The sequence below is a fragment of the Bradyrhizobium sp. genome, assembly GCF_035701725.1.
Classification (GTDB): domain Bacteria; phylum Pseudomonadota; class Alphaproteobacteria; order Rhizobiales; family Xanthobacteraceae; genus Bradyrhizobium.
Window position 1 is genome coordinate 1 of record NZ_DASSRP010000103.1, and the last position, 12,140, is coordinate 12,140.

General features: G+C 63.7%; 9 protein-coding genes and 1 pseudogene. 7 read left to right on the forward strand and 3 right to left on the reverse strand.

The genetic code is table 11. The features are described 5' to 3' along the window. Window positions 1-2,552, forward strand: a 2,552-nt coding sequence (locus VFL62_RS05580; RefSeq protein ID WP_325171378.1) for an EAL domain-containing protein, incomplete at its 5' end; no start/stop codon positions are given. Between the two features lie 133 nt (window positions 2,553-2,685). Here VFL62_RS05580 and VFL62_RS05585 read toward each other — a convergent pair. Then, on the reverse strand, window positions 2,686-2,943 hold the full coding sequence (locus VFL62_RS05585; RefSeq protein ID WP_325171379.1) for a DUF7662 domain-containing protein: 258 nt from the start codon (window positions 2,941-2,943) through the stop codon (window positions 2,686-2,688). A 109-nt stretch (window positions 2,944-3,052) separates the two neighbouring features. On the opposite strand from VFL62_RS05585, the gene VFL62_RS05590 reads away from it, so the two are divergent. After that, a complete protein-coding gene (locus VFL62_RS05590; protein WP_325171380.1) occupies window positions 3,053-4,549 on the forward strand; it encodes a diguanylate cyclase in 1,497 nt (498 codons plus the stop codon). Window positions 4,550-4,686: 137 nt separating this feature from the next. On the opposite strand, the gene VFL62_RS05595 is transcribed toward VFL62_RS05590, so the two are convergent. Continuing rightward, the gene (locus VFL62_RS05595) at window positions 4,687-5,562 is read right to left on the reverse strand and encodes a UTP--glucose-1-phosphate uridylyltransferase (RefSeq protein ID WP_325171381.1); all 876 of its coding nucleotides are present in this window, start codon (window positions 5,560-5,562) and stop codon (window positions 4,687-4,689) included. Between the two features lie 243 nt (window positions 5,563-5,805). Between VFL62_RS05595 and VFL62_RS05600 the strand changes: the two genes are divergently transcribed. From VFL62_RS05600 to VFL62_RS05610, 3 genes are all read left to right on the forward strand, one after another. Further along, the gene (locus VFL62_RS05600) at window positions 5,806-7,167 is read left to right on the forward strand and encodes a lytic murein transglycosylase (protein ID WP_325171382.1); all 1,362 of its coding nucleotides are present in this window, start codon (window positions 5,806-5,808) and stop codon (window positions 7,165-7,167) included. Window positions 7,168-7,384: 217 nt separating this feature from the next. After that, on the forward strand, window positions 7,385-9,061 hold the full coding sequence (locus tag VFL62_RS05605; protein ID WP_325171383.1) for a DUF459 domain-containing protein: 1,677 nt from the start codon (window positions 7,385-7,387) through the stop codon (window positions 9,059-9,061). A 134-nt stretch (window positions 9,062-9,195) separates the two neighbouring features. Beyond that, window positions 9,196-10,083, forward strand: coding sequence for a TauD/TfdA family dioxygenase (locus VFL62_RS05610; protein WP_325171384.1), 888 nt, complete (start codon window positions 9,196-9,198; stop codon window positions 10,081-10,083). Window positions 10,084-10,203: 120 nt separating this feature from the next. Here VFL62_RS05610 and VFL62_RS05615 read toward each other — a convergent pair whose 3' ends face one another. Continuing rightward, window positions 10,204-10,863, reverse strand: coding sequence for a YqgE/AlgH family protein (locus VFL62_RS05615; protein WP_325171385.1), 660 nt, complete (start codon window positions 10,861-10,863; stop codon window positions 10,204-10,206). Window positions 10,864-11,003: 140 nt separating this feature from the next. On the opposite strand from VFL62_RS05615, the gene VFL62_RS05620 reads away from it, so the two are divergent. Beyond that, window positions 11,004-11,855, forward strand: a complete 852-nt coding sequence (locus VFL62_RS05620) for a protein-disulfide reductase DsbD domain-containing protein (RefSeq protein ID WP_414644617.1) — start codon at window positions 11,004-11,006, stop codon at window positions 11,853-11,855. Window positions 11,856-11,949: 94 nt separating this feature from the next. Further along, window positions 11,950-12,140 (forward strand): annotated as a pseudogene (locus tag VFL62_RS05625) (flippase); the annotation flags it as partial.

A 12,140-nucleotide genomic window follows, 5' to 3' on the forward strand; every position in this document is an offset into this window, starting at 1 on the left:
TGCTGTGGCCCGATCTCGGCCTGTCGCGCATCGCGACCATCACGCCGTCGACCGGTGACCGGCCGGAGCGGCAGGAGAGCGCGACCGCCGACATCTTCCGCATCACGCTCGATCCGGGTTCGGTCGTCACTTACGTGGCAGAGCTGCGTACCGACAAGCTGCCGCAGCTCTATCTGTGGGAGCCCGAAGCCTACAAGGACAAGGTCAATTCGTTCACGCTTTACCAGGGCATCGTGATCGGCATCTCCGGCCTGTTGGCGCTGGTGCTGACCATCCTGTTCGTGGTCAAGGGCTCGATCATGTTTCCGGCGGCGGCCGCGCTTGCCTGGGCGGTGTTGGTCTATATCGGGGTCGACTTCGGATTCTGGGGCAAGGTGCTCGACATGTCGAACAACGCCGAGCGCGTCTGGCGCGCCGGCGGCGAAGCGATCCTGGCGGCGACGCTGCTGGTATTCCTGTTTGCCTATCTCAACCTTTCGCGCTGGCACGTACGCTACTCGCACATCACCGTCGGCTGGCTGGCGTTTCTCGGCTCGCTGGTCGCGCTCGCTTTGTTCGACCCGGCGGTGGCCTCCGGCATCGCGCGCATGTCGCTGGTCTTGATTGCGATCGCGGGCTTTGCGCTGATCGTCTATCTCTCCACCCACGGCTTCGATCGCGCGGTGCTGTTGATCCCGACCTGGTTCCTGCTGGTCGTCTGGGTGATCGCGGCCGGCATGACCATTGCGGGCAGCGTCACCAACGACATCGTCGGCCCCGCATTGCTCGGCGGCCTCGTCCTGATCGTGATGTTGATCGGCTTTACGGTGATGCAGCACGCCTTCGCCGGCGGCGGCGCCTCCACCGGTATCGTATCCGACGTCGAGCGGCGCGCGCTGGCGCTCGCCGGCTCCGGTGATCTGATCTGGGACTGGGACGTCTCCTCCGACAAGGTCTTCACCAGCCCCGAGACCGAAAGCCTGCTCGGCCTTAAGCGCGGCACGCTGGAAGGGCCGGCGGCCAAATGGCTCGAGGTGCTGCACCCGCTCGATCAGGATCGTTTTCGCGCGGCGCTCGACAGCGTGCTTGACCAGCGCCGCGGACGGCTGGTGCAGGATTTCCGCCTGCGCACGCCGGACGGCCACTTCATGTGGTTCGCGCTCAAGGCCCGCCCCGTGGTCGGCTCCGACGGCGAGGTCTCGCGCGTGATCGGCACGCTCACCGACGTCACCGAGATCAAGAACGCCGAAGAGCGCATGCTGCACGACTCGGTGCATGACAACCTCACCGGCCTGCCGAACCGCAAGCTGTTCATCGACCGCCTCAACGCGGTCGCCAATTTCGCCAAGACCATGCCGACCTTGCGGCCGACCTTGATGGTGATCGACCTCGACCGCTTCAAGCAAGTCAACGATTCCGTCGGCATCGCGGTCGGCGATTCCATCCTGCTGACGCTGGCACGGCGGCTGACGCGCATTCTCAAGCCGCAGGATACGCTGGCACGGCTCGCCGGCGACCAGTTCGGCCTGATCCTGATGTCGGAACAGGACCCCGCGCGCATCACCGCCTTTGCCGAAACCATCCGCAAGACCATCCGCGCGCCGATCGCCTTCAACGACCGCGAGATTTTCCTCACCGCCTCGATCGGGCTCGCACTGTCCGACCCGCAGACCCAGCTCACCGACGAGATCATCAAGGACGCCGAGCTTGCGATGTATCACTCCAAGCGCATCGGCGGCGACCGCATCGACGTCTACAAGCCGGCGATGCGGGCGCGGAAGACCGACCGCCTGACGCTGGAGAGCGAGTTGCGCCGCGCCATCGAGCGCGAGGAAATCACGATCCTGTACCAGCCGATCGTGCGGCTGGAGGACCGCTCGGTCGCCGGCTTCGAGGCGCTGGCGCGCTGGGACCACCCCAAGCTCGGACGGATGTCGCCGATCGAGTTCATCACCATCGCCGAGGAAATCGGCCTGATCGTCGATCTCGGCACCTTCGTGCTCGACCGCACGGCGCGGCAACTGTCGGTCTGGCAGCGCGCGATGCGCTCGCGCGAGCCGATCTTCGCCAGCGTCAACGTGTCCTCGCGCCAGTTGCTCCGCCATGATCTCATTCACGACATCCGCACCGTGTTGTCGCGCTCGTCGGTGGCGCGCGGCACGCTGAAACTCGAATTGACCGAATCGCTGGTGATGGAAAATCCGGAACACGCGGCGCAAATGCTGGCGCGGATCCGCGAGCTCGGCACCGGCCTGTCGCTCGATGACTTCGGTACCGGGCATTCGTCGCTGTCGTATCTGCAACGGTTCCCGTTCGACACCATCAAGATCGACCAGTCGTTCGTGCGCACCACGAGCCGCGGCACGCGCCCGGTGATCCTCAAATCGATCATCGCGCTCGCCCACGACCTCGGCATGGACGTGGTCGCCGAAGGCGCCGAGACCGATTCCGACGCGGTCGAGCTCTATCAACTGGGCTGCGAATACGCGCAAGGTTTCGCTTTCGGCGAGCCGATGGATGCGGACGCTGCCATGCGGCTATTGACCGAGGTCAGGCTGGAGGCCGCGAGCTGACGCGAAGCGTCATTCCGAAGCGCGAGTGAAACGAGCGAGCCCGGAATCCATGGCACACCAAGAACCTTGGATAAATGGATTCCGGGCCTGCGCTTGGCGCATCCCGGAATGACGACGGTCGGGTCGGCATTTCTCAGCGCGCCCGCGGCATCTTCCTGAACTTCACGCTTTTGCCGTCCGGCTGACGGGTGGCGATAAAGCCGGCCTCGATGCAGGCTTCCCGCTGCGGCATCTTTTCCTGCGGGCTGCGCAGCGTCTCCCACCACGAAGCGCGCTGCGCCGCCCGCGGCAGGGCTGCATCGATGATCTCCTCGATCTCTTCGAAGCTCAGCACGAGCTCTGCCTGCCTCTGCACCTTCAGGTAATCGCGTAGCGCGTCGTAATTGGTCACTATCGGTCCTCAGCAACGAAACGTTAACGCATTACAGTCCTGTCCGGCCCGATTTAAGCCGACAGCAACCATTCGCGGCGCATTCCCAGTCATCTTCGGGAGCGAAGTGATGGAATTTGGACGGCGCAAGGATAAGGCCAGCCGGCCTTGGCGGCTATCGGCAAAGCTGCTGATCGCCTGTTCCGTCATCACGGTGATCGGCTTCTCGGCGATCTGTGTCAACGTCATGCTCGACATGAGGCGCAGCGAAGAGGAGCTGGCGCGCCAGACACTGGAAAATCTGGCGTCCGGGATCGATTCCGACATCGGCCGCAACGTCGAACTGTACGATCTTTCGCTGCGTTCGGTCGCCAACAACATGATGGCTCCGGAGATCAAGGAGGTCAGCAAATCGCTGCGGCAACTGATCCTGTTCGATCGGATAGCCACCGCGCGGCATTTCGGCGCGATCCAGGTGTTCGATTCCACCGGAAAACTCATCGTTGATGCCTCGACGCTCGACCCGCTGCCGGAGAACCGCAGCGGCGAGGAGTATTTCGCGGTCCACCGCGACCAGCCGAATGTCGGCCTCTTCATCAGCCGCCCGATGCTGCATCATGGCGCCTATGCCATCGTGCTTAGCCGCCGCATCACGGGCGACGACGGCAGCTTCCTCGGCGTCGTCGCCGGCTCGATCCGTTTTTCCTATTTTCACGATCTGTTTGGGCGGCTGCGGCTGGATCCGAATGATGTGATCACGGTGTTCCGGCGCGATGGCACCGTCATCATGCGGACGCCCTTCGATCTCGATATCATCGGCAAATACCTGGGCGACCTGCCGGGGGTCAAGCGCGTGCTGTCCGAGCCGAGCGGCTCTTATTCCGGCATTGCAACGCCGACACATTCGCCGCGTCTTTACGTCTGGAAGGACGGCACGCGGCCGCTCGTCGTTCTTGTCGGCAAGCCGTGGGCGGACATCTATCGGCTGTGGCGCGTCGAAGCGACCCGGATCGGCGCCATTATGGCGACGCTCGCAGTTTTCGTGCTCGGCGCGACGCTGTTTCTGGCGCACGAAATCGGCCGCCGCGCTGCCGCCGAAGAAAAGCTCGAGGAGCTCGCCACCACCGACGCCCTCACCGGCCTGCGCAACCGCCGCAAGTTTGACGCGGCGATCGAGACCGAATGGCGGCGCGCGGCGCGGCAGAAGCGGCCGCTGGCGCTCTTGATGATCGACGCCGATCATTTCAAATCCTTCAACGACACCTACGGACATCAGGCCGGAGACGAGGTGCTGATCGGAATTGCGATCTGCATTTCGGATTCCGTGCACCGGGCCGGCGACTGCGCCGCGCGCTATGGCGGGGAGGAATTTGCGGTGCTGCTGCCGGACTTGTCACCGACCGAGGCATTCAGGGTGGCCGAAACCATCCGAATCAAGGTCGAGCAATGGTGCGGCGAAGCCGCGACCACGACGGTCAGCATCGGCGCGGCAAGCATGATCCCGGACGTCAAGACCGAATGGACCACCATGATCAGAGCGGCTGACGAAGCGCTCTATGCCGCCAAGGCGAGCGGCCGCAACCGCACGGTCGTTGCCTCCGGGACGAAGCTGTCGCTGGCAGCGTGAGCGACTTGTGTCGTCGTTCCGGGGCGGCCGTAGAGCCGAACCCGAACTTCGAGATCCTCAGGTGCGCAATTGCGCGCCATAGTTGGACGCTTCGCATCGCCCCGGAATGACGACATGAGCGCCCAGCGCCCCTGTCGTCACTTCCCCAAATACTTCGTCATCTCCGCAAGCAGACCCTCGCGCAGCTCGGGACGCGCCATGCCGAAGGCGATATTGGCGCGCAGAAAGCCCGGCTTGGAACCACAGTCGTGCCGCTCGCCGTCAAATTCGACGCCGTAGAATTTTTGACTTTTCGACAGACCGATCATCGCGTCGGTGAGCTGAATCTCGCCGCCGGCGCCGCGCTCCTGGGTTTCCAGGATGTCGAAGATCTCCGGCTGCAGGATATAGCGCCCGGTAATAGAGAGGTTCGAGGGCGCGGTACCCTTGGCCGGCTTTTCGACCATGCCATCGACCTCGAACACCTTGCCGTTGCGCTTGCCGACACCGCAGATGCCGTATTGATGGGTGAGATGATCCGGCACCGCTTCGACCGCGATCAGATTCGACTTCTCGCCAAGCTTGCCGGCGGCCTCTATCATCTGCGCCAGGCATCCGGGGGTGTGCAGCACGAGTTCGTCGGGCAAGACGACCGCAAAGGGCTCGTGACCGACGATGTCCCGCGCGCACCACACCGCATGACCGAGGCCGAGCGGCGCCTGCTGGCGCGTGAAGCTCATCGCGCCCGCCGGCGGCTGGTCGCGCGCCAGAATATCCATCTCGGTCTTTTTGCCGCGCGCCGACAGCGTGGCATCGAGCTCGTACATGCGATCGAAATGATCTTCGATCACGCCCTTGTTGCGGCCGGTGACAAAGACGAAATGTTCGATGCCGGCCTCCTTGGCCTCGTCGACCACGTACTGGATCAGCGGCTTGTCGACGATGGTCAGCATTTCCTTCGGCATCGCCTTGGTGGCGGGCAGCACGCGGGTACCGAGACCGGCGACGGGGAAGACGGCTTTGCGGATTTTCATGGGATGGTACTGCCTTGGCTGACGTGTCGATAAAATAACGTTGGTAGCGGGTTTAAGGCCGAGAACAAAGGCCGATATGGGCTTTTCGGTTCCTCCGAAGCGCTCCTTTTCCGATCGGCGGCCCAGTCCCTAACGCAAAAAACCCGCTTTTGTTAAGCTGATGGAAACCAGATGAAAGCCTCCTGAATACCGGCTTTCGACGGATTTGACGGGTGAGGTATGTGGTATCCAACCAAACGACCAATGCGGCAAACAGGCGCGGTTGTTCTCGCGGCCGTACTGTTGTGGTCGCAGCCAGCGCTTGCCCAGTCGGCCAGTGGCCCACTCGATTTCCTCGGCAATATCTTCAAGTCGAAATCCGACCAGACCGGCTCGACATCTCCGACCCAACCGGCCTCGCCCGGCGGCGCGACGCAGTGGAGCGGCGAGGACGGCGCCTCCGGCCATCCCCTGATGACCGCAAGCGCGATTCGCGAAGCCGCCGCGAACTTCGACAATTGCGTCGCCTCGATGTGGCCCGACGCCGCGCGGCGCAATATTTCGCAGGAGAGTTTTCAGCGCTTTACGGCCGGGCTTTCGCCCGACCTGCGCATCATGGACCTGCTCGATTCGCAGCCGGAATTCACCAAGTCGATCTGGGATTATCTCGACATCCTGGTCAACGACAACCGCCTTGCTCGGGGCCGCGAGATTCTCGCCAAATACAAGGCGCAGTTCGATGCGACCGAAAAGGCCTACGGTGTCGACCGCTACATCATCGCGGCGATCTGGGGCATCGAATCCAATTATTCGACACAGATGGGCGATCGCAGCGTGCTGCAGTCGACCGCGACGCTCGCCTGCATCGGCCGCCGCCAGAAATATTTCCGCGACGAATTTCTGTCGGCCCTGGAAATCCTGCACCACGGCGATCTCAGCGTCGAACAGATGCGCGGCTCTTGGGCCGGTGCATTCGGGCCGACGCAGTTCATGCCGACGGCCTTCAAACGCTATGCGGTCGATGCCGACGGCGACGGCCGCCGCAACGTCGTCGACGACCCGGCTGACCTAATTGCGTCGACCGCCAACAACCTGAAAAAAGACGGCTGGCAGAGCGGCCAGAGCTGGGGCTTTGAGGTCGTGGTGCCGAAGGGCTTCAATTACATGCTGGCGGACCGTGCCAAGGCGATGACGCTTGCGCAATGGGAGCATCTGGGGCTCAAACGCGCCAATGGGCAGGCTTTCCCGCCAACGAGCGACAAGGCCTACCTGCTGGCGCCCGCCGGCGCCGAGGGGCCGGGCTTTCTGATGCTGCAGAACTTCCGCGTGATCATGAAGTACAACCCAGCCGAGGCCTATGCGCTGGCGATCGGCCATTTCGCCGACCGCCTGCGCGGCGGCGCGCCTTTCGTGCAGGCCTGGCCGCGGGGTGAGCGCGAGCTGTCGCGGGCCGAGCGGCTGGAATTGCAGCAACTGCTGGCGCAGCGCGGATTTTATCGCGGCACGCCGGACGGCCAGTTCGGCGGCGAAACCCGGGAGGCGCTGCGCGGCTTTCAGGCCTCGATCGGCGCGCCTGCCGACGGCTTTGCCTCCTCCGCAATGCTCGACCGCCTGCGCGGACAGTAAAGCCGAACCCCGGTCGCAGGTAACCTTGTTTGGCCCATCGGCCCCCCTGCGGCCCCAAAACCAGTTCCCATCGGAACCGGATCGTGCTCTACGAACTTGCCTTGGAATCAAAGAGCTAGCGCGGAGTAAGCGCTCCACAACTGGGCAGGAAATCTGCCCGCTTGCAGCCCGATTTTGCTAGTATCCTAACCGTCACACCCCATTGCGACGAAGCCGTATGCGAAAGACCCGATCCTTTCTGCGACTGTTCACGGAGACTGGCCCGCTGGTCGCCTTCGCGGTCGCGTTTTTGATCGGCGTTGCGGCGCCGGCGTCGGCGCAATTCTTCAATTTTGGCGGCCCGCCGCCGCGCCCCCAACCGGGGCCCCGCGGGCCCGGCGGCTGGTTTGGCGGCGACCTGTTCGCCCCGTTCCAGCAGCAGGCGCCAAAGCCGGCGGAGAACTATTCCAAGGCGCCGCCGCCGCAGAAGCGTGACACGGTGGCCGAGCACAACGTGCTGGTGCTCGGCGATGCGATGGCCGACTGGCTCGCCTACGGCCTTGAGGATGCCTACGCCGAACAACCGGACATGGGCGTGATCCGGCGGCACAAGACCGTTTCCGGCCTGATCCATTATCAGCCAAAGGGTGATCCCGCCGACTGGGCCGCGGCGGCCAAGGGCATCCTTGCTTCCGAGAAGCCGGACGTGATCGTCGTGATGCTCGGTCTCAACGACCGCGTTTCGATCCGCGAACCGGCCGCGGAAAAATCCGAAGCCAAGACCGAGAAGAAGGGCGACAAGAAAGAGGCCCGCAAGCCGGGCGAAGCCAAGCCGGATGGCAAATCCGAGCCCAAGAACGACGCCGCGGCCGAGCCGGCCAAGCCCGATGACAAGACCCAGGATGCTGAATCGGACGATGCGGAAAACGGCGAGACGCCTCAGGTGATAGCGCCGGAAAGGGGCGCGCGCTCGGCTAACGGTCTCGTCGAATTTCACGACGAACGCTGGGTCGAGCTCTACAACAAGAAGATCGACGAGATGATCGCGGTCCTCAAGAGCAAGGGTGTGCCGGTCGTCTGGGTCGGGCTGCCGGCGGTGCGCGGCGCCAAGGCGACCGCCGACACGCTGTTTCTCGATTCGCTTTATCGCGAAGGCGCGAACAAGGCCGGCATCACCTATGTCGACGTCTGGGACGGCTTTGTCGACGAAGCCGGACGTTTCCTGCAACAGGGTCCCGATTTCGAAGGCCAGATCCGCCGCCTGCGCTCCTATGACGGCGTCTACTTCACCAAGGCGGGCGCGCGCAAATTGGCGCACTATGTCGAACGCGAAATCACGCGCCTGCTCGCCTCCCGCTCCGCGCCGATCACCTTGCCGAGCGAGCCGGCGACGCCCGATGCCAATGCGCAGCCCGGTCAACCCGCACCTCGCCCGCTCGCCGGCCCGATCGTGCCGCTGGTGGCGTCCTCAGTCGGCACCGATCAATTGCTGGGCGGACCGGGCTCACGTCCGGCCGCCGTCGATGCGCTGGTCGCACGAACGCTGGTGAAAGGCGAGCCGCTGACGCCGCCTGCCGGACGCGCCGACGATTTCTCCTGGCCGCGCCGTGAGGTCGGACGTGAGCAGGCCAAAGGCGACACGCCGGTCGCGTCGGTTTCGCCCGAGGGAACACCGGCCACCACCCAGCCTCAAGCGCCATCGAAACAGAAACGGCCCGCAACCGCTCCGGGGGGCCCGGCCGCGCAAAGCGCCCCATCGATCCGCAACTTCTTCGGCTTCGGCGGCCCGGCGCCCGCGCCGCGTCAGGTCCAGCCGCAGCCGCGCAACCCGCCGTCCGGTCCCGCTACGCCGCCGCGGCCGCCGGCGGGTGTCGGACGGTCGGCGTCGGTCCCGCCTGGCAACGTCGCGCAATAAATCCGGTATTCGCACAGGCCTGTCCTGCGAGCAGCGCGGGCTGCGAGTGCGTTGACTTCGCATGGACCGGGAGTAGCCTTGCCTGAAAACAAGGCGGCGAAGCCGCCTGCCCAATCGCGTCAGGGAGGCACGCCATGGCCGTGACGATCCGCCAGCTTCATCCGCATTTCTTCGGGGAGGTCTCCGGCATCGATCTGCGAAAGCCCTTGAGCGCGGAAGAAGCCCGCGACATCGAAGCCGGCATGGACAGATACGCCGTGCTGCTATTTCGCGATCAGGACATCTCAGACGAACAGCAACTGGCGTTTGCCCGCAATTTCGGCGAGCGCGAGAACGCCCGTGGCGGCACCGTCACCAAGAAGGAAGACTATCGCCTCACCTCCGGCCTCAACGACGTCTCCAATCTCGGCAAGGACGGCAAGCCGCTGCCGCGCGATCACCGCACGCACCTGTTCAATCTCGGTAACTGCCTGTGGCATTCCGACAGCTCGTTTCGTCCGATCCCGGCCAAATTCTCGCTGCTGTCGGCGCGCGTGGTGAACCCCAAAGGCGGCAACACCGAGTTCGCCGACATGCGAGCGGCCTATGACGCGCTCGACGAGGAGACCAAGGCAGAGATCGAGGACCTGATCTGCGAACACTCGCTGATGTATTCGCGCGGCTCGCTCGGCTTTCTCGACTACACCGAGGAAGAAAAGCAGATGTTCAAGCCGGTGCGGCAGCGCCTGGTGCGCACCCATCCGGTTCACGGGCGCAAATCGCTCTATCTGTCCTCACACGCCGGCGCGATCCTCGGCATGAGCGTTCCGGAAGCACGGCTTCTGCTGCGCGACCTCACCGAACACGCCACTCAACGCGAATTCGTCTACGTCCACAAATGGACGGTGCATGATCTTGTGATGTGGGACAATCGGCAGACGATGCATCGCGTCCGCCGCTACGATCAGTCGCAGCCGCGCGACATGCGGCGCGCCACCGTCGCCGGTACCGAACCGACGGTCGCACAGCAGGCGGCGGAGTGATCCAGCAGGCGCCGATGTTGCGTCATTGCGAGGGCGACGCAACAAAGCAATCCAGTCTGTAGGCTGACTCCGGATTGCTTCGCTAGCGTTGGCAATGACGGTGACGGTGGTTACCGACAGCTATGCGTGCCCGGCTTCGTTCGAGAGCATGCCGACATCGATGCCGATCTTGCGCAGCGCGCGGCCGTACTTTTCCTCGACATCGTTGCCGAAGATCAGATCGGGATCGGCGTCGCAGTGCAACCAGCCATTGTCCTGGATCTCGCTTTCGAGCTGACCCGCGGCCCAGCCGGCATAGCCCAAAGCCAGGATCGCGTGCTTGGGCCCGGCGCCCTTGGCGATGGCTTTGAGGATATCGACGGTTGCGGTCAGACAAATCTCCTCGTCGATCCGCAGCGTCGCGTCCTGAATGAAGAAATCGCTGGAATGCAGCACGAAGCCGCGGCCGGTCTCGACCGGGCCGCCCTTGAGCACCTTCAGGCTCTCGGCGTTTTCCGGCAGCTTGATTTGGTCGGCCTCTTTGATGATCTCGAGCTGCACCAGAAGACCGGGAAAATCGATGCTGCCCGCCGGACGATTGACGATGATCCCCATCGCGCCTTCGGCGGAATGCGCGCAGAGATAGATTACCGAGCGCTCGAAGCGAGGGTCACCCATGACCGGCATCGCGATCAATAGCTGTCCGTCGAGATAGCGGCGGCCTGCGGCCTCGCCAGCGCCAATAATTTCGCGGCGAACCGTTCTCGGCCGAAACTTGGCTTTCTTGTCCTCAGAACTCATAGCCAAAGACTCGCTATATGATCCATCCTGATATTGGGCCTCGCTTCTGTCAATCAAGCCTGGCCTCAGTTTCGACGTGCATCACAAGCAATTCAATGGCTTGCAATTTCGCCCGGAGTTAAGGACGCTTTATGAATATGATGGTTCCACCTTCTCGGACGCGAGCGCCCTCACGATCGAGCGCGCTCTTTGCCTTGGCCGCGCTCGCCTCGCTCCTGCCGATCGAGGTACAGGCGCAGGACGCCTCGCCATGGCAAAAGGGAACGCATGCTGCTGTGCGGCTGCTGGCCGGTTCGCGCAGCGGGCCGGTGCTGCTCGGCGGCATCGCCGTGCAACTCGATCCGGGTTGGAAGACTTACTGGCGTACCTCCGGCGATTCCGGCGTTCCGCCGCGCTTTGATTTTTCCAAATCCGATAATGTCGAGGCCGTGACGGTTCTATGGCCCGCTCCGTCGAAATTTGATGATGGTGCCGGCGGATTCTCGCTCGGCTATCACGATCAGGTGGTTCTGCCGCTGCGCATCGTGCCCAAGAGCAACGACAAGCCGGTAACGCTTCGCGCCGACATCAGCTATGCCGTTTGCGAAAAGATCTGCATTCCGGTCGAGGCGCACACGGAGCTGGCCTTCGCCAGCGTCGCAAGCACCGAAGACAGCGTGCTGTTCGCGGCGCTCGACACTGTTCCCAAGCCCGCCTCGGTCGGCGACCCCAATCCACTCACCATTCGAGACGTCAAGCGCGAGGGCAAATCGACGGTGCTGGTCGACGTGCTGTCGCCCGATGCCAGAACCGTCAACCTGTTCGTCGAGGGACCCACGCCGGATTGGGGGCTGCCGGTTCCGAAACTGGTCGAGCATGGACCGCCCGGGGTGAAGCGCTTTTCCTTCCAGCTCGACGGCGTGCCGCCGGGAACCAGTCCGGAAGGCGCGGCACTCAAATTGACGCTGGTCGGCGGCGACCGCTCCTACGAGTTCAACATCAATCTCGAATAGCGCCTTCAGACAAATAGCCGCCTTCCAACCGATTCTTAACGAAGTGTTGATAGCCAAAGCTATGCCGCGACCTGTGGCATGAGGACCTTCCGCCTTGGCCGCGATCGACGCTCAACCCACCGACAGCCAGCCGCAAGGCGCGATCGCCCGCCTGCGATCGATGCTCGCCGGTTTGACCGGCGGCGCCGGCGAAGCCTCGCTGACCCGGCGCCTCGCGGGCACCATCTTCATCATCCGTGTGCTCAGCGCGGCGCTTGCCTATTTCTCGCAAGTGCTGCTGGCACG

Coding starts and splice junctions, on each gene's coding strand:
- VFL62_RS05605 (WP_325171383.1), top strand. CDS start 7,385: ATGCGAAAGACCCGATCCTTTCTGCGACTGTTCACGGAGACTGGCCCG.
- VFL62_RS05600 (WP_325171382.1), top strand. CDS start 5,806: ATGCGGCAAACAGGCGCGGTTGTTCTCGCGGCCGTACTGTTGTGGTCG.
- VFL62_RS05610 (WP_325171384.1), top strand. CDS start 9,196: ATGGCCGTGACGATCCGCCAGCTTCATCCGCATTTCTTCGGGGAGGTC.
- VFL62_RS05595 (WP_325171381.1), bottom strand. CDS start 5,562: ATGAAAATCCGCAAAGCCGTCTTCCCCGTCGCCGGTCTCGGTACCCGC.
- VFL62_RS05590 (WP_325171380.1), top strand. CDS start 3,053: ATGGAATTTGGACGGCGCAAGGATAAGGCCAGCCGGCCTTGGCGGCTA.
- VFL62_RS05620 (WP_414644617.1), top strand. CDS start 11,004: ATGGTTCCACCTTCTCGGACGCGAGCGCCCTCACGATCGAGCGCGCTC.
- VFL62_RS05615 (WP_325171385.1), bottom strand. CDS start 10,863: ATGAGTTCTGAGGACAAGAAAGCCAAGTTTCGGCCGAGAACGGTTCGC.